Origin of the sequence: Phreatobacter oligotrophus (assembly GCF_003046185.1) — a bacterium.
In the GTDB taxonomy this organism is placed as follows: domain Bacteria; phylum Pseudomonadota; class Alphaproteobacteria; order Rhizobiales; family Phreatobacteraceae; genus Phreatobacter; species Phreatobacter oligotrophus.
Genome location: NZ_PZZL01000003.1, coordinates 226507 through 250919 on the forward strand (window position 1 = coordinate 226507; position 24413 = coordinate 250919).

Here is a 24413-nt window from a genome sequence, read left to right on the forward strand (position 1 = left end):
CGTGCCGCTCAGTCGCGCACGAGGATGTTGCGGAACTGCCAGGGATCCGAGGTGTCGATATCCTCGGGGAAGAAGCCCGGGCGGCCCTTGAGCGGGGTCCAGTCGGTATAGGTGCCGATGACCGGGCCGAGATAGGGCCGCTGAACCTCGAGGCAGCGGCGGAAGTCCATATCGTCGGCCTCGACGATGCCGGCCTCCGGATTCTCCAGCGCCCAGACCATGCCGGCGAGCACGGCCGAGGTCACCTGTAGGCCGGTGGCGTTCTGATAGGGGGCGATGCGCCGCGTCTCCTCGATGGAGAGCTGCGAGCCGTACCAGTAGGCATTGCCGGCATGACCGTAGAGCAGCACGCCGAGCTCGTCGATGCCGTCCTCGATCTCGTTCTCGTCCAGGATGTGCCAGCTATCCTGCCGCTTGCCGGCAGCGCCGAACATCTCGTGCAGCGACAGCACGGCATCGTTCGCCGGATGATAGGCGTAGTGGCAGGTGGGGCGGTAGGTGACCTTCCCCGACCCGTCGCGGACGGTGAAATAGTCGGCGATGGAGATCGCCTCGTTGTGGGTGACGAGGAAGCCGTACTGGGCGCCCGGCGTCGGGCACCAGGAGCGGACGCGGGTGTTGGCGCCGGGCTGCAGCAGGTAGATGGCCGCGCCGCAGCCGGTCTCGTGGGTCCCGGCATTGGCCGGCATCCACTTTTCATGGGTGCCCCAGCCGAGCTCGGCCGGCTGCATGCCCTCGGACACGAAGCCCTCGACCGACCAGGTGTTGACGAAGACATTGGCCGGCTTCGGCTTCTTCGAGCGCTGGGTGTCGCGCTCGGCGATGTGGATGCCCTTCACGCCGACCTTGGCGGCCAGCGCCGCCCACTCCGCCTTGGTCTTCGGCTCGGTGAAATCGACCTTGTGGTCGGTGGCGACGTTGAGCAGCGCCTGCTTCACGAACCAGGAGACCATGCCGGGATTGGCGCCGCAGCAGGACACGGCGGTGGTGCCGCCGGGCTTGCGGTCGCGGGCCTCCAGCACGCGCTCGCGCAGCATGTAGTTGGAGCGCGCCGCCGGACCCTTCGACGTGTCGAAATAGAAGCCGGCCCAGGGCTCGGCAACCGTATCGATGTAGAAGCAGCCGAGCTCGCGGCACAGCTCCATGATGTCGACCGAGGAGGTATCGACCGAGAGATTGACGCAGAAGCCCTTGCCGCCGCCGGCGGTCAGCAGCGGCGTCAGCAGGTCGCGATAGTTCTCCGCCGTGACATGCTCCTGCACGAAGCGGATGCCGCGCTCGTCCAGCAGCTTGCGATCCGTGTCGACCGGATCGATGACCACCATGCGCGTCTGATCATATTTGAAATGCCTCTCGATCAGCGGCAGCGTGCCGCGGCCGATGGAACCGAAACCGATCATCACGATCGGGCCGGTGATTTCATGATAGACGGGCCACTGGCTCATGCGAGGTCTCCGGACTGGCATGGGTGACGGAAAAAGGGTCCCGGCTTGTCAGCCCCGGGACCCGCGGAAGAATGGCGCATTGGCCATGAAGGGACCCGCCCGTCAACGCCTATTCGCGTGACGTGGCGATGACGCGTGGCTCAGCGGCTGCGACCTTTCGCCTGCACCCCTGCCCTGCGCGCCTCCAGTTCGTCCGGCCGGAGCGCGGTGTTGTGGCGGCGGGAGAGGTCGGTCTCGAGCGCCAGGGCCTCGCCGAAGGGCAGCCGGTAGCCCTCGTCCATCAGCTGCTTGTAGGCCGCGACGAAGGAGGGCTCGACCTCCGCCATGTCGCGGGCCAGCGCCATCGCCTCGTCCATCAGGCGGGCCGCCGGGACGGCGCGGCTGACGAGACCCCAGTCGCTGGCCTGGCTTGCGGTGATGAAGCGGCCGGACAGCGCCATCTCCTTCGCCCGCGACGGACCGATGATGCGCGACAGCTTCTGGCTGAGGCCCCAGCCGGGAATGACGCCGACCCGCTGGTGGGTATCGGCGAAGCGCGCGGTATCGGCGGCAATCAGCACGTCGCAGGCCAACGCCAGCTCGAAGCCACCGGTGATGGCGACGCCATTGACCGCGGCGATGACCGGTTTCGGGCAGTTCTCGATGGCGCGGATCGGGTTCGGCCGCTCGCCGTCCGCCTCGACCATGCCGAGGAGGCCGGATTTGGCGCCGAGTTCCTTGAGGTCGAGGCCGGCCGAGAAAGCGCGGTCGCCGGCCCCGGTCAGCACGATGACCCGGACGGCGTCATCGGCCGCGAGCCACAGGATCTCGGCGGTGAGCGTGCGGATGAGCGCCTGCGAGAGCGCGTTCATCGCCCGGGGCCGGTTGAGGGTGAGGATCGCGACCGGCCCCTGGCGGTCGGTGAGGAGCACGGGTTCGGCGGTCGTGTCGGTCATGGCGCGGTCCAGCGATCGGGCGATGGACCGCCAGTGTGGGACCTTGGACGCGACCGCCGCATCCCGCCATTCGGCGGAGGGGGAATATGGCCCCTCACCCTTCCCTCTCCCCGCTCGCGGGGAGAGGGGGCACCGGCGTCGCATGGGATCGCATACCGCTGTGCCTGGCACTCCGGATGTCAGCGAAGGCGGAACGTCATGGTCCCCCTCTCCCCGCGAGCGGGGAGAGGGAAGGGTGAGGGGCCTCGATCGCACCGTTTGGCAGCCAAAACACGCCCTCACCGTCATGGCCGGGCTTGTCCCGGCCATCCATGACTTGAACACCGCCATCTCAAAGCAATTCGTGGATGCCCGCCGCAAGGCCGGGCATGACGGTCGGAGGTTCGGGTGCGACGCCCGGCGGGACGCGGCGATCAACGGCCGCGGCGCTTACCGCGCCAGCGCCTTCTCGATCTCGGGCCGCAGCCGGTCGCGCAAGGACTCCGCCGTGATCGGCCCGACATGCTTGAAAAGGATCACCCCGTCGCGCCCGACGACGAAGGTCTCCGGCACGCCATAGACGCCCCATTCGATGGAGGCGCGGCCCGACATGTCGGCCCCGACCAGCGCATAGGGATTGCCGTTGCGGCCGAGGAACCGCCGGGCATTGTCCGGCTGGTCCTTCTGGTTGATGCCGGCGAGGCGGAAGCGGCTGTCCTTCGCCAGTTCCATGAGGAAGGGATGTTCCTCGTGGCAGGGAATGCACCAGGAGGCGAAGACATTGACCAGCGTCACCTGCCCCTGCAGCGCCGCCGTGGTGAGACCCGGGCGGTCGACGCCCTCGACGGGCGGCAGCGCCACCTGCGGCGCCGGCTTGCCGATGAGCGCCGAGGGCAGCTTTTGCGGATCGCCGCGCAGGCCGATCAGGAAGACCACGACCAGTCCGGCGAAGATGACGAGCGGCAGGAAGGCCAGGAAGGACCGGCGGCGCGGCGCCGCCGCCTCGCCCGTGATCTCGCTCATGACGCCTCTCCGCCGCGGGCCGAGCGGCGCGTGACGCCGCGCGCCTCGAGCGCCGCCAGCGCCGCCTTCTGGCGGCGGTGGTCGATGGCGATCCAGGCGATGAGGGCGCCGATCGTCGCGATGGTCACCGCATAGGAGGCGATGATGAAGCCGGCATGCTGCACCCCGAACATCGTGCCCATGGCGCTTACTCCCCCGGCACCGGCTGGGCGCCGGCCGGCAGGGTCTCGCGCTGCGCCTCGATGAGCTGCATGGCACGCACGCGGCGGCGCAGGATCTCGTTGCGCATGGCGGCGAGGTGCAGGACGAGGAAGAGCAGGGTGAAGGCCAGCGCCGACACCATCAGCGGCGTCAGCAGCGAGGGGTGAATGGTAGGCCCGCCGAGTCGGAAGACGGAGGCCGGCTGGTGCAGCGTGTTCCACCAGTCGACCGAGAACTTGATGATCGGCAGGTTGACCGTGCCGACGAGGGTGAGCACGGCCGCGGCGCGCCCGGCCCGGCCCGGATCGTCGATCGAGCGCCAGAGCGCCATCAGGCCGAGATACATAATGAGCAGGACGAGCTCGGAGGTCAGCCTTGCGTCCCATATCCACCAGGTGCCCCACATCGGCCGGCCCCAGAGCGAGCCGGTGGCGAGGCAGATGAAGGTGAAGGCGGCGCCGATGGGGGCCGCGGCCTTGGCGGAGACATCGGCGAGCGGATGGCGCCAGACCAGGGTGCCGAGGGAGGCCGCAGCCATCACCGCGTAGCAGAACAGCGACAACCAGGCGGCCGGCACGTGGATGTACATGATCCGGACCGTGTCGCCCTGCTGGTAGTCGTCGGGCGAGACGAAGAAGACCTGCCAGGCGGCCACGGCGAACACGGCAACGGTCGCGGCGATGAGCCACGGCTGCACACGGGCGACGAGCGCGAGGAAGCGCGAGGGATTGGCGAGGTCGAGAAGCCCCATGCCCTTCTGATAGTGCGGGGCATGGGCCAAGGCAATGCGGCCGATCAACCGGGGGACCGACGCAAAACGGCCCGGGACGAGCCCGGGCCGTCTGGCATCACGCGGTTGTGCGCGATCAGAAGCGGTAGTTGATGCCGGTGCGGATCGTGTGGCTCGACAGGCCGATGCGCGGGGCGCCGGTCAGGTTGACGTAGGTGGCACGGCCGAGATCGGTGTAGCGGTACTCGAGCAGCGCCGACCAGTTCGGGGTGAACTTGTACTCGCCGCCGGCGCCGAGGGTCCAGCCGGTGAGGGTGCGCGACTGGCTCACGAGGCCAGGGGCCAGCTCGCGGGCGTTGACCGTGCCGAGGGCGAGACCACCGGTGGCGTAGATCAGCAGGTTGTCCTGGACGGCGTAGCCGAGGCGGCCGCGGATCGAGCCCTGCCAGTTCTCGGTGGCGCGCACGTCGAAGGGCGCGGCCGAAACGAAGCGGCGGGAGATGCTGCCGTAGGAGATGTCGCCGGCGAGGCCGAGGACGACGCGGTTGATCTGGTAGTCATAGCCGCCCTGCAGGCCGCCGAAGAAGCCCGAGGCGCTGCCGAGCGCGTAGCCGGCATTGTTGCGGAAGTTCGAGGAGAACCCGGCACCGAGATGGGCACCGAGGTAGAAGCCGGTCCAGACGCCAGCCGGGGCGGCCGGGACGAACACGGTGTCGGCGACCGGCTGGCGGCGCACGAGGTCGGCCGAGTAGGCCGGGGTGGCGAGCATGGCGGCAGCGGCCGCGGCCCAGACGATCTTCTTCATAATCAACTCCTGTCCCACGGACGGCGGCCGGAAAAGGAAGCGGCCGCGGTCCCCGTCGTGATGCGGTGAATGATCCATAACCGCATTCGTTCGAATTTTCGCCTGTTCCTTGACCGCGTCCTTAATGGAGCGTTACCGCAGACAGACCTCGCAAGCGTCGATCGACGCCTGCCCATGCTCATTTCCATCGGTTGTTGGCTGAAATGAGGCACGATTTCAAAGTCATATTTGGAAATTAAGTGTTACTTTGACCCAAATAAGAGATTTATACTTTTAATAAGCCCAGTATTTGCTTTCGTTTGACTGTCGAACTGTGGCACAATCGTGGCTGCGCTCGGTCAACGATCGGGCATCCCAGGTGAACCGGCCCGGAGGTGCCGGCGTAGTGCGTCACGACCACCTGACAGGCCGGCGTGCAGTGTCACGGAGCCTTGGGGTTACCTGCCAGGTAAGGCTCTCGCCTGCCACGGCCGGGTGTGGCAGGACGGCATCGGCGGCGCGACATTGCGTCCGATGCCCATGACGGGAGCCTTGTTCATGAGCCATCCGGGAGCGGCGCTCGTCACCGGCGGGGCGCGACGCGTCGGCCGCGCCATCGTCGAGGCCCTGGCGGGCGTCGGCTATGCCGTCGCCATCCACGCCAACCGCTCGCGCGGCGAGGCCGAGGCCCTGGCGGCGGAGCTGACGGCCCGTGACGCGCGGGCGGCCGTGGTCGTCGCCGATCTCGCGGAACCGGCCGAGGTCGACGGCCTCATCGCCGCGGCGGTGGCCGCCGTCGGACCGCTGACCCTGCTCGTGAACAATGCCAGCTCCTTCGAGGCGGACGAACTCGGCACGCTCACCCGCGAGATGTGGAACCGGCAGTTCCGGGTGAACATCCAGACCCCCTCCTTCCTCGCCCAGGACTTCGCCGCCCAGGCACCGGAGGGGTCGGCCATCATCAATCTCACCGACCAGCGCGTCTTCAAGCCGACGCCGCAGTTCTATTCCTATGCCCTCACCAAGGCGGCGCTGCATGCGGCGACCGTCGCCATGGCGCAGGCCTTCGCCCCGCGCATCCGCGTCAATGCGGTGGCACCGGGCCCGAGCCTGCAGGGCCATCGCCAGGAGCCCGAGGACTTCGCCCGCCAGACCGCCGCGACCCTCACCCGCACCGGGAGCCCGCCGGCCGAGATCGCCCGCGCCGTGCTCTACCTCGCCACGGCCACGGCCGTGACCGGCGTCACCATTCCCGTCGATGGCGGGCAGCACCTCATCTGGCAGACGCCGGACGTCACCGGCGTGCGCGAATAGGGGGGGCTGCGCCGCTCCTGCCAGATGCCGGACGGCCCGATCGCCTATATATCGCTGACCATGAGTCGCGCCGGCCGCACCAATATCGATCCAGACCTGAGGGACCCGGAAACCGTCGAGGCCGACGAGCCGGAAGCCCTCGTCCTCGACCTCGTGCCGGAGGATGAACAGGCCCCGGCGGAAGGCACCATCGCCGCCGGCATGGAGGTCATCAAGGCGGCGGTGAAACACGCGCCGAAGGGCCCGGGCGTCTATCGCATGATCGATGCGAAGGGCGAGGTGCTCTATGTCGGCAAGGCGAAGTCCATCGCCAAGCGGGTGATCTCCTATGCCCGCCCGACCGGCCTCGTCAGCCGCATCGCCCGCATGGTCGCCGCCACCACGGCCATGGAATTCGTCTCGACCAAGACCGAGACCGAGGCGCTGCTGCTCGAGGCCAATCTCATCAAGCAGCTGCGTCCCCGCTTCAACGTGCTGATGCGGGACGACAAGTCCTTCCCCTACATCCTCATCACCGGCGACCATGCGGCGCCGCGCATCGCCAAGCACCGCGGCGCCCGCGTCGCCAAGGGCGACTATTTCGGCCCCTTCGCCTCGGCCTGGGCGGTCGGGCGCACCATCAATGCGCTGGAGCGCGCCTTCCTCGTGCGCTCCTGCACCGATGCGGTCTTCGAGAGCCGCACGCGGCCCTGCCTTCTCTTCCAGATCAAGCGCTGCGCCGGCCCCTGCACCGGCGAGGTCTCGGGCGAGGACTACGCCGCCCTCGTCAAGGAAGCGAAGCTGTTCCTGTCCGGTCGCAGCCAGGCAGTGAAGCAGTTGCTCGCCCGGCAGATGGAGGAGGCGGCCGAGGCCATGGAATTCGAGCGCGCCGCGGTCTATCGCGACCGCCTCGCCGCGCTCTCCGCCGTCCAGGCGACGCAGGGCATCAACCCGCGCGGGGTCGAGGAGGCCGACGTCTTCGCCGCCGTCCAGGAAGGCGGCCAGACCTGTATCCAGGTCTTCTTCTTCCGCACCGGCCAGAACTGGGGCAACCGCGCCTACTACCCCAAGGCCGACCGCTCGCTGGAGGCAGCCGAGGTGCTCTCCTCCTTCGTCGCCCAGTTCTACGACGACAAGCCGCCGCCCTCGCAGGTGCTGCTGTCGCACGACCTCGAGGACCAGGCCGTGCTCGCCGAGGCGCTCACCGCCCGCGCCGGCCGCAAGGTCGAGGTGGCGGCGCCGAAGCGCGGCGAGAAGAAGGACCTTGTCGACCACGCCGCCCAGAATGCCCGCGAGGCCCTTGGCCGCCAGCTCGCCGAGAGCGCCTCGCAGCTCAAGCTGCTGCAGGGCCTCGCCAGCGCCTTCGGCCTTGCCGCCCCGCCGCGCCGCATCGAGGTCTATGACAACTCCCACATCATGGGCACGAACGCCGTCGGCGGCATGATCGTGGCCGGACCCGAAGGCTTCCGCCGCCGCGACTACCGCACCTTCAACATCAAGTCCGACATCGCGCCGGGCGACGATTTCGGCATGATGCGCGAGGTGCTGGAGCGCCGCTTCAAGCGCCTCGTCAAGGATGCCGTAAGGCCCGCCGAGAATGGAGTGGAGGGCACGACCGAGGATGCCGAGGCCGACTCATCCTGGCCCGACCTCGTGGTGATCGATGGCGGGCCCGGCCAGCTCTCGGCGGCGCAGGCGATCCTCACCGACCTCGGCATCACCGACGTGCCGCTCGTCGCCATCGCCAAGGGGCGAGACCGTGAGGCCGGCCGCGAGACCTTCCACATGCCGGGGCGCGAGCCGTTCCGGCTGGAGCCCCGCGATCCCGTGCTCTACTTCGTCCAGCGCCTGCGCGACGAGGCCCACCGTTTCGCCATCGGCACCCATCGCGGCCGCCGCAAGAAGGATATCCGCTCGGCCGGCCTCGCCGAGATCGGCGGCATCGGCCCGGCCCGCAAGCGCGCCCTGCTCAACCATTTCGGCACGCTGAAAGCCATCGAGCGGGCGAGCCTCGACGACCTGCAGCGCGCGCCCGGCATCAATGCCGCGACGGCGCAGGCGGTCTACAACTTCTTCCACCCGCAGGGCTGAGGCTCACTCGCCCTCGCCGCGCGCCCGCGATTCCGCGATCAGGCGGTTCGTGGCCTCCTCGATGCCGGCCTCGAGCCGGGCGGAGAATTCGGCGGGCGGCAGGCCCGGCGGGATCGGGTCGAGGAATTCCACCAGCACCGTTCCGGGCCGGCGCGTCATCGACTTGCGGCTCCAGAACATGCCGGAATTCAGCGCCACCGGCTGGCAGGGCAGGCCGAGCGACCGATAGAGATGGGTGACGCCGAACTTGTAGTCTGGCGGCGCATCGACCGCCCGGCGCGTGCCTTCGGGGAAGATCATCACCTGCCGGCCGATGGCCGCCGCGCGCTTGGCGCCGACGGTGATCGAGGCGAGCGCCTCGCCCTTGCGGCCGCGATCCACCGGGATCTGCTTCGCCTTCCAGATGAGCCAGCCGAACAGCGGCACATAGGCGAGCTGGCGCTTGTAGACATAGGCCGGCCGCCGGAAGGGGATGAAGAAAGCGAAGGTCTCCCAGGCGGACTGGTGCTTGGCCGCGACCAGCAGCGGCCCGTCCGGGATCTTCTCCATGCCGCGCCACTCGACCTTCAGGCCGCAGATCACCCGGAGCGCCCAGAGATTGCCGCGGCCCCAGACGAGGCCGATGCCCAGGATCGGCCGGTCATTCGGCCAGGCGAGCGCCGGCAGGACGATGATCATCAGGATCAGCGTCCACAGATAGAAGAAGATGTTGAAGAGCAGGGAACGCAGGTGGAGCATCTCGGGCGGGTCCTCGCCGCCCGGCGGATCAGCTCCGGGCGGTGCGCAGTCGTTGCTGCGCGGGGTCTGCTGTCGCGCGGTCGAGACGGAGCCCGACCGCGGCCATCAGGTATTTGGCATATTCGAAGCCGAGAATCTTCACGCTCGCCGCGTCTTTCCACCATCCGTCCGGATGGAGCACCCCGGTCTGGACCGGGAAGGCCACCAGCCGCACCTCCGGCATGAGCTGCTGCAGCTCCAGCATGGTGCGCGGCATGTGATAGCCCGAGGTCACCACGAGCAGCGAGCGGAAGGCATGGAGACGGACCCATTTCGCCGTCTCGATGGCATTGCCGCGGGTGTTCAGCGCCCGGTGGTCGAGGTCGATGCAGCAGCCGAGGAAGGCGGTGGCGCCGGGAACGGCGCGGGCGAGCTCGCGCTCGCCGACCATCGGGTTGACGCCGCTGATGAGCAGGCGGCGGCCGTGGCCGGTGCCGAGCAGCGTCACCGCGTCGCTGACCCGCGAGGCGCCGCCGGTCAGCGCCACGATGGCCTCGGTGCGCGGGCTCGACGGATCGTAGGGGCGGGTGGCGCTCTCGGCGAAGGCGATGAAGCCGCCGAGGAGCCCGGCCGCCAGGGAGGCGCAGATCGCGGGGAGCAGAAATCCTGGGCGCATGAGCCGACGCAATGCGGGAACCCGGCCGGACCGATCATCCGCCGGGGCAGTACCCGTCTCGCGGCCGGGGAGGTTCCGGCCTGACGCATTGTCCATGCGCAGGGTCGTCATGGAGAAGATCATAGCGCCGAATGCGGCAATCCGAAGTCCCCTTCGTGATGGCCTGCCACGCGTCCTGCCAAAGGCTTAAGCGTGTCTTGCCGGGCTCGCCGCCTCCCCCTTCGGCCGGATTGACTTGAGGTCTGCCGCCCCGAACTCTGGCGGCCTGATCCGGAGACCCCCGATGCGTGCCGTCCTGTGCAAGGCCTATGGCCCCCCCGAGAGCCTCGTCGTCGAGGAGCTGCCCGATCCGGTGCCCGGCCCCGGCGAGGCCGTGGTCGCCGTCACGGCGGTCGGCCTCAACTTCTTCGACAACCTGATCATCAAGAACATGTACCAGGTGAAGCCCGAGCTGCCCTTCTCGCCGGGCTCGGAATTCGCCGGCCGCGTCGCTGCCCTCGGCGAGGGCGTCACCGGCCTGAAGGTCGGCGACCGCGTCCTCGGCAACGTGCCGCACGGCGCTGCCCGCACCCACATCGTCGCCAAGGCCAAGACCCTCGCCCCGATTCCTGACGGCCTCACCGACGAGCAGGCCGCCGGCATGATCATCACCTATGGCACCACGATCCACGCGCTGAAGGACCGCGCTCAGCTGAAGCCCGGCGAGACGCTGGCCGTCCTCGGCGCTGCCGGCGGCGTCGGCCTCGCGGCGATCGAGCTCGGCAAGGCGATGGGGGCGAAGGTCATCGCCTGCGCCTCCTCCGACGACAAGCTCACCTTCTGCCGCGAGCACGGCGCCGACGAGGTGCTGAACTATGCGACGCACGACCTCAAGGAAGGGCTGCGGGCCCTGACCGGAGGCAAGGGCCCGGACGTCATCTATGATCCCGTGGGCGACAAGCTGGCCGAGCCGGCCTTGCGCGCCATCGCCTGGGAGGGCCGCTTCCTGGTCATCGGCTTTGCCGGCGGCGAGATCCCGAAGATCCCGCTGAACCTCACCCTGCTGAAGGGCTGCGACATCCGCGGCGTGTTCTGGGGCGCCTTCGCCCAGAAGGAGCCGGAGAAGAACCGGCAGAACCTCATCCAGGTGGCGAAATGGACGGCGGAGGGCAAGCTCTCCCTCCACGTCCACGGCACCTATCCGCTGGAGAAGATCGCCGAGGCGCTGAACGTGCTGACCAGCCGCCAGGCCCGCGGCAAGGTCATCCTCAAGCCCTGAGCGACCGGCTCAGGCGGCGTTGGCCACGAGGACGGGCGCGCGGGTGACGAGGTCGGCCTCGACCGCGGCGCGGGCCTCCGCGCTTTCGGCGATGAGGTGGACATGCACCTCCTCGGCCCGCTTCATCTGGGCGAGCCGGGCAAGCGCAGCGCCGGACGCTGGCGAGCGCCCGGCCCAGAGCGCCACGCGGGTGCCGTCCGCCTCGCGGCGGGCCAGCACCACGACGGCGCCGGGATAGGCCGGCGCGGCAGTGACATCATGCACGGTGACGAGGTAGCGGCGCCCCGAGGCGCCGCGCCAGGCGTGGAAGCGGGAGGCGAGCCCGGCCGCGGCGAGGGCGGCGGGCGTTCCGGCATCGAAAGCGTGGATCATCTGGCGGTTCGACATGAGAACATAATGCGAACAGACCGGCGCCGCGGTCAAGCGCCCTGTGGGACCCGACGCCCCGCCTGCTGCCAGCGTTCTGGCAGGAGCCGTCAGTGGCCGGCGGCGAGCGTGCCGCGCTGCCGGCTGTCGGAGGCCCCCGCCCAGCCGCCGGGCACGGCGAGGATGGCGTTGACGTTGCCGAAGGCCGGCCGCGGCGTCAGCGTATGGCCACGGGCGGTGAGCAGCCGCTGGGTGTCCACCGAGATGCCCTGCTCCACGTCGATGGCATCCGGCATCCACTGGTGATGAACCCGCGGCGCTGCCACCGCCTCGGCGATGTTCATGCCGTGGTCGATGACGTTGAGGATGGTCTGCAGCGTGATGGTGATGATGCGGCTGCCGCCGGGCGAGCCCGTCACCATCGCCACCTTGCCATCGCGGAACAGGATGGTCGGCGTCATCGACGACAGCGGCCGCTTGCCGGGACCGGGCAGGTTCGCCGCGCCCTGGACGAGGCCGAAGGCATTCACCGCCCCGGCCTTGGCGGCGAAATCATCCATCTCGTTGTTGAGCAGGATGCCGGTGCCCTCGGCGACGAGGCCGAGGCCATAGGAGAAGTTCAGCGTGTAGGTGTTGGACACCGCATTGCCGAACCGGTCGACCACCGAGAAATGCGTGGTCTGCTCGCCCTCGTGCGGCGCCGGGTCGCCGGCGCGGATGGCCGAGGACGGCCGCGCCCGCCCCGGGTCAATCTGCGCCCTCAACGTCGCCGCATAGGCCTTGGAGGTGAGGCCGCGCACGGGAATGCGGACGCTGTCGGGATCGCCGAGATACTGCGCCCGGTCGGCATAGGCGAGCTTCATCGCCTCGACCATCCAGTGGATCGTCTCGGCGCTGTTCTGGCCGGTCGCGCCGAGATCGAGCGGCTCGAGCATGTTCAGCATCTGCACGAGATGGACGCCCCCCGAGGAGGGCGGCGGCATGGAGGCCAGCGTCCAGCCCTTGTAGCTGCCGCGCACCACCTCGCGGATCACCGGTCGGTAGGCGCGGAAATCCTCGGTGGTCATGATGCCGCCGTGCTGGGCGAGCGCCGCGACGATCCGCGCGGCCGTCGCGCTCTCGTAGAAGCCGGCCGGGCCCTGCTGCGCGATGGCCTCGAGCGAGCGGGCGAGATCCTCCTGCACCAGCCGCTCGCCGGGGGCGGGGGCGGTCCCGTCAGGCTTCAGGAAGATGCGCCGCGAGGAGGGAAAGCGGCCGAGCCGGGCAGCGGCCCGCGGCAGGGAATCGGCAAGGTCCTCGTCGACGATGATGCCGTCGCGGGCGAGCCGGATGGCCGGCGCGACCAGTTCGGCCAGCGAGAAGCGGCCCGAGCCCCAGCGCCGATGCGCCTCGGCAAGCCCCGCCACCGTGCCGGGCACGCCGGCGGCCAGCCCCGAATCGCGCGATAGCCGCGGATCCGGCTCGCCATTCGGGCCGAGGAACATGGTCGGGGTCGCCGCCGCCGGGGCTGTCTCGCGATAGTCGATGGCGACGGTCTCGCCCCGCTCGGCGAGATGCACCAGCATGAACCCGCCGCCACCGAGATTGCCGGCGCGCGGCAGCGTCACGGCCAGCGCGAATCCCACCGCCACCGCCGCATCCACCGCATTGCCGCCCTGGCGCAGCACCTCGACGCCGACGCGCGTCGCCCGCGCCTCCTGGCTCGCCACCATGCCATTGGCCGCCGTGGCCGGATAGACGCGCGCGCCCTCGGAGATGATCGGCCAGGCTTGCGACGGGGCGGGAGGCGTCTGTGCCGCCGCAGGCGACATCGCGAGTGCGGCGATCACCGCCAGCCGGAACATCTGTCTCATCACCCCTCCCATCGGACGCCGCAGGGCCCTTCGCGCCCCGCATCCCCGTCCCCCGTGTCGCCCCCTTGGCAAGGGCTGGTGGAACCTCATGATGCGACGGCTCGTGCGAGCGAGTCGACCATGTCCGGGCGTTCCCGGGCCCCCCGCAACCCTGCCGAGAAGAACCCTCATGGCTGCCCCGGATCGCCTGCCGCCCATCCCGCCCGCCGACTACACGCCGGACCAGGAGGCTGCCGCCGCCGATTTCCGCCGCCGCCGCGGCGTCGAGCCCTTCGGCCCCTATGCGCCGCTGATGCGCTCGCCCAAGGTGATGATCGATGTCGAGGCCCTCGGCCGCCGCCTGCGCTACGGCTCGTGCCTGCCGGAGGACCTGAAGGAACTCGCCATCTGCCAGGTGGCGCGGTCCTATTCCCAGCAGTTCGAATGGTCGGTCCATGCCATGGAGGCCGAGAAGGCCGGCGTGTCCAAGGCCATCCTCGCCGCCATCGCCGAGGGCCGCCGCCCCGACGGCATGAGCGAGGACGAGACGCTGATCCACGATGCCGTGGCCGAGCTCATCACCACCAAGCGCTGGTCGGACACCACCTATGCCCGCATCGTCGCCCGCCACGGCGAGCAGGGCGCGGTGGAGATCCCGACCCTCGTCGGCATCTATTCGCTCCTCGCGCTTGTCCTCAACGTCGCCCGCACCCCGGCCGACGGCGCCGAGGGCCTCGCCCGCTGGCCCGAATAACAGTGCATCGCCGTGGCGGGGGCGGCTCTGATCCCCCCGCGCCTGCCGTCTCCGCCCCAGGCTGGAGACGCCCGCGAAGGTCCAAGCCCATGCTGCCCCCGGTCCCCACCTCCGACATGGCGCCCCGCCAGGCCGCGCCGCGCTCGGCCATCGCCGGCTGGGTGCTCTTCGACTGGGCGGCGCAGCCCTATTTCACCCTCATCAACACCTTCGTCTATGCGCCCTTCTTCGCCAGCGCGGTGGCCGCCAATCCGGTCGAGGGCCAGGCCATGTGGGGCTTCGCGACGAGCGCTGCCGGCGTCGCCATCGCCGTGCTCTCGCCGGTCCTCGGCGCCATTGCCGACGCCTCCGGACGGCGCAAGCCCTGGATCGCCGCCTTCGGCCTGCTGCTGATCATCGGCGCGAGCCTGCTCTGGCTGGGCAGGCCCGGCGCGCCGGAAACGGTCGCCATCGTCCTCGTCGCCTTCGTCATCGCCACGATCGGCGCGGAATTCGCCACCGTCTTCAACAATTCAATGATGCCCTCGCTGGTGCCGCCCGAGCGCATCGGCCGGCTCTCCGGCCTCGGCTGGGCAGTGGGCTATGTCGGCGGCATGGTCTCGCTGATCTTCATGCTCGGCTTCCTCGTGGCGAGCCCCGAGACCGGCCGCACCCTGATCGGCTTCTCCCCGCTCTTCGGGCTCGATGCGGCGGCGCGCGAAGGCGACCGCGCGGCGGGGCCGCTCACCGCCCTCTGGTTCATCATCTTCGTCATCCCGCTCTTCCTCTTCACCCCCGATGCGCCCGCCCGTATGGGCATGGCGGCGGCGGTCAAGGCGGGCTGCACGGGGTTGAAGGCGACGCTGCTGGAGGTCCGCCGCCACGGCAATGTCATGACCTTCCTCATCGCCAATATGATCTACATGGACGGCCTCGTGGCGCTCTTCGCCCTCGGCGGCATCTACGCGGCCGGCGTCTTCGGCTGGACCACCATCGAGATCGGCCTCTTCGGCATCCTGCTCACCATCACCGGCACGGCCGGCGCGCTAATCGGCGGCCGGCTCGACGACACGCTCGGCTCCAAGCCAGTCATCCTCGGCTCCATCGCCGCGCTGACCTTTTCGGTGGTGACGATCCTGCTGATCGGCCGCGACCACGTGTTCTTCGTCTTCGCGACGACGCCGCCTGCTCCCGGCGACGGGCTCTTCGCCACCGCGCCGGAGCAAGTCTATCTCGTGCTGGGCGGGCTGATCGGCGCCGCCGCCGGGCCCTTGCAGGCCGCCTCGCGGTCGCTGCTGGTGCGCCTCGCCCCGCAGGAGCAGATCGGCCAGTTCTTCGGGCTCTTTGCGCTGTCGGGGAAGGTCACGGCCTTTGTCGGCCCGTTCCTCGCGAGCGTCGTCACCCTGGCGCTCAACGACCAGCGCGCCGGCCTCGGCGTCCTGGCGTTCATGTTCCTGATCGGCGCGACGATCCTGTCCTTCGTGCGGACGAAGGCGCCGGCCTGACGGTCATGCAAGGACTTGGCGCGACCCTTTTCGCGTCATGCCCGGCCTTGTGCCGGGCATCCACGACTTGAACACCGCACTCTGAAACTCAATTCGTGGATGCCCGGGATAAACCCGGGCATGACGGACGGAGGTTCAATGCCCCCCGCCCGAGAACCTGATGCAACGCGGGACAGCACCCCGCCAAATGGATCACAGCCTCAGCGCTGGCCCCAGGGCGGCACCGACCCGCCGAAGCCGGCCGGCGACGGGGCCGGCTGGCCGAGCGCCATTTCCACCGTGACCGCAGTGCCGGAGGCCGAGACCATCAGCATGGACTTGCCGAGCGTCTCGTAGTCGAGGTCGATGCCGACGATCGCATTGGCGCCGAGCCGCTGCGCCTCGGACATCATTTCCTGGAAGGCGGTGTTGCGGGCATCCCGCAGCACGGTCTCGTAGGACCCTGCCCGCCCGCCGACGATGTCGCGGATCGAGGCGAAGAAGTCGCGGAAAATGTTCGCACCGAGGATGACCTCGCCGGTGACGATGCCGTTGTAGCGGATGATCCGGCCGCCCTCGAGGGTCGGGGTCGTGGAAAGCAGCATCTGAAGGGGTCTCCGTGTCGCCCACGGAGAATGTAGGCGTTCCCCATCAGTGCCGGAAGTGGCGAACCCCGGTGAAGACCATGGCGAGGCCCGCGGCATCCGCCGCGTCGATGACCTCCTGGTCGCGCATCGAGCCGCCCGGCTGGATCACCGCGGTGGCGCCCGCCTCGACGGCGGCCAGCAGGCCGTCGGCGAAGGGGAAGAAGGCATCCGACGCAACGACGGAGCCCTTGGTCAGCGGCACGGCCCAGCCGCCGGCCTCCGCCGCATCCTGCGCCTTGCGGGCGGCGATGCGGGCGGAATCGACGCGGCTCATCTGGCCGGCGCCAATGCCCACCGTCGCGCCGTCCTTGGCATAGACGATGGTGTTGGACTTCACGTGCTTGGCGACGCGGAAGGCGAAGCGCAGGTCGGTGAGCTCCTGCGCGGTCGGCGCGCGCTTCGTCACCACCTTGAGGTCCATGGCGTCGACCACGGCATTGTCGCGCGACTGGACGAGCAGGCCACCGGCGACGCTCTTGACGATGACGCCCGGCGCCTTCGGGTCCGGCAGGCCGCCGGCAAGCAGCAGGCGGAGGTTCTTCTTCGCCGCGACGATGGCCTTGGCCTCCTCCGTCGCGTCGGGAGCGATGATCACCTCGGTGAAGATCTCGACGATCTTCTTCGCCGCTTCCGCGTCGAGCGTGCGGTTCAGGGCCACGATGCCGCCGAAGGCCGAGACGGGATCGCAGGCCAGCGCCTTTTCATAGGCCGCCAGCAGGTCCGGACCCTCGGCGACGCCGCAGGGGTTGGCGTGTTTGATGATGGCGACCGCCGCGGTGCGGGCGGGATCGAACTCGCCGACCAGCTCATAGGCCGCGTCGGTGTCGTTGAGGTTGTTGTAGGAGAGCTCCTTGCCCTGGAGCTGGCGGATCGTGGCGACGCCCGGCCGCGGATTGGCGCCCTGCGCCGTCTTGTAGAACGCCGCCCACTGGTGCGGGTTCTCGCCATAGCGCAGGCCCTGGGCGAGCGTGCCGCCGAAGGCGCGCGACGGCGTCGCCGTCTCGCCGAGCTGCTCGAAGAGCCAGGTGGAGATGGCCGCGTCATAGGCGGCGGTGCGCGCATAGGCCTTGGCGGCGAGGCGGCGGCGCAGGTCCAGCGTCGTCGCGCCCTTGTTCGCCCGCATGGCCTCCAGCACCGGCGCATAGTCGGCGCCGTCGACCACCACCGTCACCGCGTCGTGGTTCTTCGACGCGGCGCGGATCATGGCCGGGCCGCCGATGTCGATGTTCTCGATCGTGTCCTCCCACGAGGCGCCGCGGGCGATCGTCGCCTCGAAGGGGTAGAGGTTCACCACCAGCAGGTCGATCGGCAGGATGCCGTGGGTCCTGGCCGCCGCCTCGTGCTCCTCATTGCCGCGGATGGCGAGCAGGCCGCCATGCACCTTCGGGTGCAGCGTCTTCACCCGGCCGTCCATCATCTCGGGAAATCCGGTGAGCTCGGCCACCTCGGTGACGGCAAGGCCGGCATCCTTCAGCGTCTTGTAGGTGCCACCGGTGGAAACGAGCGCCACGCCGAGATCGGCGAGGGCGCGGGCGAAGTCGACGATCCCCGTCTTGTCCGACACGGAGAGGAGGGCACGGGAAACGGGACGGTCGGTCGACAAGGCGATGGCTCCGGCAGCGGCGGGGGATGCCGCGCGCTCTAGCACGGTCGACGCCGCACCGAAACCGTGTTTGCACCCTCAGCCGAGCGGCAGTTCCGGCTCGGGCAGCGGCTCGGCCCGCTTCTGCGGCCGCTCCAGCCTCTGGAAGGCCCAGGTGACCGCCGGGATCGCCGCCGAGGAGGCCACGGCAACGACGATCTGCAGCGCCCGCCGCGGCCCCTCGGCCTGGGCGAGGGCGACGCTCTCCTCGATCGCCACAGGCTGGTCGGCGACGAAGCGCCAGCCGTCGCCGCCCGGCAGGCGCAGCAGCGCCGCCTGGGGATGCTCGGTCGGAATGACCTCGACGCCGGGATGGAGATGGAAGCGCAGCGTGTAGGGCTGGTCGGCGCCCTCGATGCGGTCCTCGCCGGCGAGGCGGTCGCCGGTCGCGGCAAGGTCCAGCCGCCGGACATGGACGACCCCGAGGCGGCTGCGATAGCCGTCATGCCGCGCGACGAGCGACTGGCCGCGGCGCTCGCGCGTCACCGGGCCCGTGCCCGACACGACGAGGCCCTCCGACCAGATGCCGGTGCCGATCCTCATGGAGGAGCGGTTGGCGACGGAGACGGTGGAATGGGCTGCGGTCTTGCGGGCATCGGTCCGCCAGGCCGCCTTGAGGATGGGCGGCACGCCGCAATTGACGACGATCGGATCGCGGCCGGCGGAGAATTCGAAGGAGAGGCAGCCGGCATGGGCATCGCCGCTGTAGCGCGCCGGCGGCGCCGCGCCGGCATCCACCAGCACGATGGCAGGTCCCGCCTCCAGCCGCTCATAGCCGCCATGGCTCGCGGACAGAGGAGCCGTGCCGCGGGTGTCGTCATAGACGAGGGCGGTCGCCACCTGGTCGATGGGCGTCGGGCCCATGCCGTTGAACCGCCCGAGGCTGCCATCGCCCAGCTGGAAGAAGCGGATCATCGGCATCATCCGGTCCACTGCCGTGACGATTGTCGCGGGCGGGGTCGCATTGCGGGCCGGGAAGAGCTGGCGCAGCGGCAGGAGGTCGAGGATCAGCCCGACGATGATGCCGGGGTGGCGGCTGACATGGCAGCCATCGGGCAGGATCTGCGCCTGGAGCTCCTCCCCCAGCAGGCGCGAGGCCTTGGCGAGCAGCTTCTCCTCGCCGCTCATGCAGAGCGCGGCGGTGACGAGGGCAATGAGCACGGCCAGCCGGTCCTTGCCCGGCGGAACGCGCGGCAGCCGCGCCTCGAGGTCGCGCACCTGTCGCCACAGCGCCCGGGCGAAGCGGCGGTAGAAGACCTGGTCGGCGCCCGAGAGCAGCAGGCCGGAGGCGCCGATGAAGGCGCGGATCCGTTCGGCGGCGACCGTGTCCGCCCGCCCCGCCGGATGCCGGCGTCCTTCCGCCGCGATCCAGGCCACGACGAGACGGCGGCCCGCCTCGGCGGCCTCCGGCGTGCCGGACGCCCGCAGGTGCCGCAGCCAGGAGAAGGTGGCCAGGGCCTCGGCCCAGTCCTCGCTCGGCGGCGTGATGGTGAAGGGGTCGGCGGCCTCGACGGTGCGGCCGGCGAAGGTGAAGATGCCGGCGGCGAGCTCATCGGCGCGGACGGGATCGGTGGTGCGCAGGTCCTGCGGCACGAGGACGATGGCCGGCGCCCGGCTGGCGCCGAGGCGCACGCGCAGGCGGCCGGGCCAGGTGAGCAGGCTCGCGAGCGCGCGACGGCCGGCGCCAATGCCGAGCCCGACGGCTATCCGCCGCTCCCTGATCCACCGCCCCCAGGCCCCGCTCACGCGCCCACTGCCCCCGTCGTTGCCATCGGACCACGTCCCTCGCCGGGCCCGTTACGGCCATCAAGCCACAGCCGGATTTCCAAGCCATTAACCATTTCGGGGTTTGATGCGGAACGTTCCGGCCGGCCTGCCCGACCGGTGGTTCTGGAGTTCGTGCCCGTGTCCCGATCGACCCTGCCCGTCGCAGCCGCGCTCGCCGGCCTGATCGCCCTGCCGGCTGCCGCCGAGGAGCGGGTCTCCGGCCGCTACGAGATCCTCATCGGCGGGCTGCAGGTCGGCGTCGCCGGCTTCGAGGGCCGCCTGTCGGACGATGCCTACCAGGCCTCCGTGTCGCTGCGCCTGTCCGGCGTCTCCCGCGTCATCGCCTCAGGCCGCGGTTCGGCCACCGCCTCCGGCCGCATCGCTAGCGGCCGCGCCGTGCCCGCCGCCTACCAGCTGAACCTCACCACCACCCAGCAGAACGACGCCATCCGCATGGCCATGGCCGGCGGCTCCGTGCGCTCGCATTCGGCCGAGCCGCAACGTCCCGACGCGCCCGACCAGGTGCCGCTCTCCGCCACCCACAAGCAGGGCATCCTCGATCCGCTCTCGGCCGGTTTCTTCTTCGTGCCCGGCTCCGGCCCGCTGGTCTCGGCCGAGGCCTGCGCCAAGACCTTCCCGGTCTTCGACGGCCGCCAGCGCTACGACCTCTCCTTCTCCTACGCCCGCACCGAGCCGCTGAAGGTCGCCGGCTATGACGGCCCCGCCGTCGTCTGCAACGCCCGCTACCGGCCGATCGCCGGCCACCGGCCCGCGGTGACGGCGCCGATGGAGGCGAACCGCGACATGCAGATCTGGCTCGCCCCGGTCGCCGGCACCCGCGCGCTCGTGCCCGCCCGCATCGCCATCCGCACGCCGGTGGGCATGGCGCAGATCGAGCCGACCCGCCTCGACCTCGGCGCGCCGGCCACGACCGCCTCGGTCCGCGAGTAAACGGCCCAGGCCTTCAGCAAACTGCACAATTGTTGCGCAGAATTGTCGCGGGGCGACAGATTCAGGTTGCCGTCCCTTGCGGCATGGTCTTTGCTGCCCGGGCAGTGAGACGGTGTCCGGCCTGGTGTGGCCGGGAACACCTCGGCCCCGCCGCCGGCTCAGGCCCCGACAACCCGCGACCGCCCAGAAGGCCCGTCCATGACCGTGTTCCGCTTTCGTCCGACCCGCCGCGACACCCTGAAGCTCGCCGGCGCTGCCTCCCTTGCCTCGCTGTTCGCCCCCGCCGTCCACGCCCAGGCCACGACCAATGTGCGCTTCACGCTGGACTGGCGCTTCGAGGGTCCCTCGGCGCTGTTCCTCACCGCGCTGGAGAAGGGCCATTTCCGCGCCGAGGGCCTGAATGTCACCATCGACGCCGCCTCCGGCTCGCGCGAGGGCGTCACCCGCGTCGCCTCGGGCACCTATGACATCGGCTTCGGCGACATCAACTCGATGATCCGCTTCCGCGACGAGAACCCGACGGTCGACCTCAAGGCGAACATGATCGTCTATGACCGCCCGCCCTTCTCCATCGTCGGCCGCAAGTCGCGCGGCATCACCACCGACGTGAAGAGCCTCGAGGGCAAGAAGTTCGGCGCTCCCGCCCCTGACGCGGCCTATGCCCAGTGGCCGATCTTCAAGACCGTGAACAAGCTCGACGATTCCAAGATGCGCTTCGAGAATGTCGGCTTCCCCGTGCGCGAGCCCATGCTCGCCTCCGGCGAGGTGGACGCCATCTTCGGCTTCGCCAACTCCTCCTACATCAACCTGAAGTCGCGCGGCGTGCCGGAGAACGACATCGTCGTCCTCCACATGTACGACTACGGCGTCGAACTCTACGGCAACGCCATCATGGCGAGCCCGGCCTTCCTCGCCGCCAACCGCGGCGCCGTGGCCGCCTTCAACCGCGGCCTCGTCAAGGGCATCCGCGACTGCATCGCCGACCAGGCCGCCGGCGCCCGGATGGTGGTCGCCCGCAACGACGTCGCCCGTCTCGAGACCGAGACCGAGCGCCTGAAGATGACCATCGACAACTATGTGCTGTCGCCCTGGGTGAAGGCGAACGGCATCGGCGGCATCGACCCGGCCCGCATGGCCACTGCCATCGACCAGATCGGCCTGACCTTCACCTTCAAGAACAAGCCGAAGGTCGAGGACGTCTTCATCTCCGACCTGCTACCCGCCGCCGCCGATCGCAAGGTGGCCTGAGGTTTGCTACACCTGTGAGTTGCGGGGGCGCTCGCGCCCCCGTTCCCTCCCCATGCGGCAGCGTTGGTAACAAGACACCGCGAGGCCCTCTTCGAGAGACGATCAGCCCTTGCGTCCCTTCGTTGAACTGACCGGCGTCAGCCACACCTATGCCACCGGCGGCACCCTCGCCGTCGACGGCCTCGACATCCGGGTCAACGAGGGCGAGTTCGCCGCGGTGGTCGGCCCCTCCGGCTGTGGCAAGTCCACGCTGATGAAGCTCGCCACCGGCCTGCAGTTCCCGCAGTCCGGCGCCGTCGTGGTCGACGGCCAGGAGGTGCGCGATCCCGTCAAGATCGCCGGCATGGCCTTCCAGGCGCCGACCCTGCTGCCCTGGCGCACCACGCTCGAGAACCTCATGCTGCCGCTTGAGATCGTCGAGCCGCATCGCTCGCGCCTGCGCCGCCACAAGGCCGAATATGTCGCCAAGGCCGAGGCCCTGCTCGAGTCGGTCGGCCTCAAGGGCGCCGGATCGAAGTTCCCCTGGCAGCTCTCCGGCGGCATGCAGCAGCGCGCCTCGCTCTGCCGCGCCCTCATCCACGAGCCCAAGCTGCTGATGCTCGACGAGCCCTTCGGCGCGCTCGACGCCTTCACCCGCGAGGAGCTGTGGTGCGTCATCCGCGACCTCCATGCCCGCATGGCCGGCACGCTGACGGTGATCCTCGTCACCCACGACCTGCGCGAGGCCGTCTTCCTCGCCGACCGCATCTTCTGCATGTCGGCCCGGCCGGGGAAGATCATCGCCGAGAAGGAGGTGACCTTCCCGCGCCCTCGCGACCTCGAGATCACCTACACCTCGGAATTCTCCGACATCGTCCACGACCTGCGCGGCCGCATCGCCGAAGCCCGGACCGCCGCCTGAGGACCGACCATGGACGCGCTTGCCGACTTCCTGCTCCTCAACTGGCCGACCGCGCTGATCATCGGCTGCGTCGCCTATGTGGCCATGCTGCTCTACAAGGTCATCGGCGCCTCGGCGCTGGACCGCACCAAGCTCGGGCTGCAGCTCGCCCCGCTGCTCTGCACGGTGGGCACGTTCCTCGCCTGGGAGCTGCTCTGCAAGGCCTTTGCGGTCTCGACCTTCGTGCTGCCGGCCCCCAGCGACATTGCTATCGCCATCTGGCAGTTCCGCCGGCAGATCGGCTTCCATTCCTTCCACACCGCCTGGATGACGCTGGCCGGCTTCGGCCTCGCCGTCGCGGTCGGAATCGCCCTCGGCCTCGTCCTTGGCGCCAGCCGGTTCTTCTACGCCGGCTTCTATCCGCTCCTCGTCGGCTTCAACTCGATCCCGAAGGTCGCGGTGGTGCCGATCCTCGTCATCTGGTTCGGCGTCGGCTGGCTGCCGGCCGTGCTCACCGCCTTCATGATCTCGTTCTTCCCCATCGTGGTGAACGTCGCCACGGGCCTCGCCACCATCGAGCCGGAGACCGAGGACGTGCTGAAGGCGCTCGGCGCCTCGAAGCTGCAGATCATGACCAAGGTCGGCATTCCCCGGTCGCTGCCCTATTTCTTCGGCTCGCTGAAGGTCGCCATCACGCTGGCCTATGTCGGCTCGGTCATCGCCGAGTACAACGCCTCGCGCTACGGCATCGGCAACCTCATGGCCCGCGCCTCGGCCGACTTCAACGTGCCGCTGCTCTTCGCCGCGCTGATCGCCCTCGCGATCCTCGGCGTCGCCATGTACATGGCGACCGTCTGGCTGGAGAACCGCATGACCGGCTGGGCCCAGCGCTCCTCCTTCGCGGCGGGCTGACGCGGCCCGCTTGCCCCGGAGGTCCGGAGCCCCCATAAATCGGGTCCGGACTTCCCTCCCCCTATGGCGGATCCATGAAAGCGGTCATCGACATCCTCATCATCGCCCTCAACCTCTATTGGTGGGTGATCATCATCTCGGCGGTGCTCTCCTGGCTCATCGCCTTCAACGTCGTGAACTACCGCAACCAGATCGTCGCGCAGATCGACACCACCCTGCGGGCCCTGACCGAGCCGGTCCTCGCGCCCATACGGCGACGCATGCCCAATCTCGGCGCTGTCGACATCTCCCCCATCGTCCTCCTGCTCGGCATCATCTTCATCCAGATGGTGCTCAGCTATTACGTCCGCCCCTACGTCTTCTGAGGACCTGAGGGGATGGACAGCGCGCCCTATCGCATCGTCGACGGCCGCGTCCTCGTCGATGTCCGCCTGACGCCGCGCGGCGGCCGCGACGCCGTGGAAGGCGCCGAGCGCCTCGCCGACGGCCGCGCCGTGCTGAAGGCGCGGGTGCGCGCGGTTCCCGAGGACGGCAAGGCCAATGCCGCGCTGGAGGCGCTCCTCGCCGGGGCGCTTGGTCTCGCACGGTCGGAGGTTGCAGTGGTGCAGGGCAAGACGGCGCGGCTGAAGACGGTCTGCCTCGGCGGCGACACCGCCTCCATCACAGCCGGCCTCGGCAAGCTCGCCGCGACGCTCCTCCTGGCGATCGTCCTCATCGGCGGCCTCGGCGCCGCCCCCGCGGCGGCGCAGTTCGCCATCCGCGGCGACCTCTGCTCCGACGCCAATGTCATCCTGCGCTCGCGCGCCGCGGTGGAGCGCG

At 69.8% G+C, this 24413-nt stretch carries 22 protein-coding genes and 2 pseudogenes; 11 read left to right on the forward strand and 13 right to left on the reverse strand.

Going from position 1 to position 24413, the window contains the following annotated elements; translation table 11 throughout:
• Positions 1 to 8: 8 nt before the first annotated feature.
• From C8P69_RS08255 to C8P69_RS08280, 6 genes are all read right to left on the reverse strand, one after another.
• A complete protein-coding gene (locus C8P69_RS08255; protein WP_108175969.1) occupies positions 9 to 1445 on the reverse strand; it encodes a homospermidine synthase in 1437 nt (478 codons plus the stop codon).
• Positions 1446 to 1585: 140 nt separating this feature from the next.
• The gene (locus C8P69_RS08260; RefSeq protein WP_108175971.1) at positions 1586 to 2380 is read right to left on the reverse strand and encodes an enoyl-CoA hydratase; all 795 of its coding nucleotides are present in this window, start codon (positions 2378 to 2380) and stop codon (positions 1586 to 1588) included.
• A gap of 429 nt (positions 2381 to 2809) precedes the next feature.
• Positions 2810 to 3382, reverse strand: coding sequence for a DsbE family thiol:disulfide interchange protein (locus C8P69_RS08265; RefSeq protein WP_108175973.1), 573 nt, complete (start codon positions 3380 to 3382; stop codon positions 2810 to 2812).
• A complete protein-coding gene (ccmD, locus tag C8P69_RS08270; RefSeq protein WP_108176541.1) occupies positions 3379 to 3555 on the reverse strand; it encodes a heme exporter protein CcmD in 177 nt (58 codons plus the stop codon). The genes C8P69_RS08265 and ccmD overlap by 4 nt, the downstream gene beginning before the upstream one ends.
• 14 nt (positions 3556 to 3569) lie before the next feature.
• Complete coding sequence (locus C8P69_RS08275) at positions 3570 to 4334, reverse strand: heme ABC transporter permease (protein WP_108175975.1); 765 nt, start codon at positions 4332 to 4334, stop codon at positions 3570 to 3572.
• A 115-nt stretch (positions 4335 to 4449) separates the two neighbouring features.
• A complete protein-coding gene (locus C8P69_RS08280; RefSeq protein ID WP_170118173.1) occupies positions 4450 to 5118 on the reverse strand; it encodes an outer membrane protein in 669 nt (222 codons plus the stop codon).
• A gap of 537 nt (positions 5119 to 5655) precedes the next feature.
• Between C8P69_RS08280 and C8P69_RS08285 the strand changes: the two genes are divergently transcribed.
• Complete coding sequence (locus C8P69_RS08285; protein WP_211353809.1) at positions 5656 to 6411, forward strand: SDR family oxidoreductase; 756 nt, start codon at positions 5656 to 5658, stop codon at positions 6409 to 6411.
• 60 nt (positions 6412 to 6471) lie between these two features.
• Positions 6472 to 8481, forward strand: coding sequence for an excinuclease ABC subunit UvrC (uvrC, locus tag C8P69_RS08290; protein WP_108176545.1), 2010 nt, complete (start codon positions 6472 to 6474; stop codon positions 8479 to 8481).
• Between the two features lie 3 nt (positions 8482 to 8484).
• On the opposite strand, the gene C8P69_RS08295 is transcribed toward uvrC, so the two are convergent.
• Positions 8485 to 9219 (reverse strand): lysophospholipid acyltransferase family protein, encoded by a 735-nt coding sequence (locus C8P69_RS08295; RefSeq protein ID WP_108175980.1) that lies wholly within the window; start codon positions 9217 to 9219, stop codon positions 8485 to 8487.
• A gap of 28 nt (positions 9220 to 9247) precedes the next feature.
• Complete coding sequence (locus C8P69_RS08300) at positions 9248 to 9874, reverse strand: YdcF family protein (RefSeq protein ID WP_170118175.1); 627 nt, start codon at positions 9872 to 9874, stop codon at positions 9248 to 9250.
• A gap of 283 nt (positions 9875 to 10157) precedes the next feature.
• Here C8P69_RS08300 and C8P69_RS08305 point away from each other — a divergent pair, with 283 nt between their 5' ends.
• Positions 10158 to 11132: an NADPH:quinone oxidoreductase family protein gene (locus tag C8P69_RS08305; RefSeq protein WP_108175983.1), complete on the forward strand. Its 975-nt coding sequence runs from the start codon at positions 10158 to 10160 to the stop codon at positions 11130 to 11132.
• A gap of 9 nt (positions 11133 to 11141) precedes the next feature.
• Here C8P69_RS08305 and C8P69_RS08310 read toward each other — a convergent pair whose 3' ends face one another.
• Both C8P69_RS08310 and ggt read right to left on the reverse strand, forming a co-directional pair.
• Complete coding sequence (locus C8P69_RS08310) at positions 11142 to 11519, reverse strand: hypothetical protein (protein ID WP_170118176.1); 378 nt, start codon at positions 11517 to 11519, stop codon at positions 11142 to 11144.
• A gap of 89 nt (positions 11520 to 11608) precedes the next feature.
• Complete coding sequence (ggt, locus tag C8P69_RS08315; protein WP_245901936.1) at positions 11609 to 13351, reverse strand: gamma-glutamyltransferase; 1743 nt, start codon at positions 13349 to 13351, stop codon at positions 11609 to 11611.
• A gap of 169 nt (positions 13352 to 13520) precedes the next feature.
• On the opposite strand from ggt, the gene C8P69_RS24190 reads away from it, so the two are divergent.
• Both C8P69_RS24190 and C8P69_RS08325 read left to right on the forward strand, forming a co-directional pair.
• Positions 13521 to 14084, forward strand: a complete 564-nt coding sequence (locus C8P69_RS24190) for a carboxymuconolactone decarboxylase family protein (RefSeq protein ID WP_245901937.1) — start codon at positions 13521 to 13523, stop codon at positions 14082 to 14084.
• Between the two features lie 2 nt (positions 14085 to 14086).
• Positions 14087 to 15568: an MFS transporter gene (locus C8P69_RS08325; RefSeq protein ID WP_245901938.1), complete on the forward strand. Its 1482-nt coding sequence runs from the start codon at positions 14087 to 14089 to the stop codon at positions 15566 to 15568.
• A gap of 275 nt (positions 15569 to 15843) precedes the next feature.
• Here C8P69_RS08325 and C8P69_RS08330 read toward each other — a convergent pair.
• The 3 genes and pseudogenes from C8P69_RS08330 to C8P69_RS08340 all read right to left on the reverse strand — a co-directional run.
• Positions 15844 to 16152 (reverse strand): annotated as a pseudogene (locus C8P69_RS08330) (heavy metal-binding domain-containing protein); the annotation flags it as partial.
• A gap of 46 nt (positions 16153 to 16198) precedes the next feature.
• The gene (gene purH / locus C8P69_RS08335; protein ID WP_108175999.1) at positions 16199 to 17797 is read right to left on the reverse strand and encodes a bifunctional phosphoribosylaminoimidazolecarboxamide formyltransferase/IMP cyclohydrolase; all 1599 of its coding nucleotides are present in this window, start codon (positions 17795 to 17797) and stop codon (positions 16199 to 16201) included.
• Positions 17798 to 17875: 78 nt separating this feature from the next.
• Positions 17876 to 19582 carry a heparinase II/III family protein gene (locus C8P69_RS08340; RefSeq protein WP_108176001.1) on the reverse strand — a complete coding sequence of 569 codons (1707 nt, stop codon included), beginning with the start codon at positions 19580 to 19582 and terminating at the stop codon, positions 17876 to 17878.
• Between the two features lie 159 nt (positions 19583 to 19741).
• Here C8P69_RS08340 and C8P69_RS23810 point away from each other — a divergent pair, with 159 nt between their 5' ends.
• The 6 genes and pseudogenes from C8P69_RS23810 to C8P69_RS24560 all read left to right on the forward strand — a co-directional run.
• Complete coding sequence (locus C8P69_RS23810) at positions 19742 to 20554, forward strand: DUF3108 domain-containing protein (RefSeq protein WP_170118177.1); 813 nt, start codon at positions 19742 to 19744, stop codon at positions 20552 to 20554.
• Positions 20555 to 20752: 198 nt separating this feature from the next.
• Positions 20753 to 21802, forward strand: a complete 1050-nt coding sequence (locus C8P69_RS08350) for an ABC transporter substrate-binding protein (protein ID WP_108176003.1) — start codon at positions 20753 to 20755, stop codon at positions 21800 to 21802.
• Positions 21803 to 21911: 109 nt separating this feature from the next.
• Positions 21912 to 22703 (forward strand): ABC transporter ATP-binding protein, encoded by a 792-nt coding sequence (locus C8P69_RS08355; RefSeq protein WP_108176005.1) that lies wholly within the window; start codon positions 21912 to 21914, stop codon positions 22701 to 22703.
• A gap of 84 nt (positions 22704 to 22787) precedes the next feature.
• Positions 22788 to 23594, forward strand: coding sequence for an ABC transporter permease (locus tag C8P69_RS08360; protein WP_108176549.1), 807 nt, complete (start codon positions 22788 to 22790; stop codon positions 23592 to 23594).
• Between the two features lie 74 nt (positions 23595 to 23668).
• A complete protein-coding gene (locus C8P69_RS08365; RefSeq protein WP_108176007.1) occupies positions 23669 to 23959 on the forward strand; it encodes a YggT family protein in 291 nt (96 codons plus the stop codon).
• A 12-nt stretch (positions 23960 to 23971) separates the two neighbouring features.
• Positions 23972 to 24283, forward strand: a pseudogene (locus tag C8P69_RS24560) (DUF167 family protein); the annotation flags it as partial.
• Between the last annotated feature and the right edge of the window lie 130 nt (positions 24284 to 24413).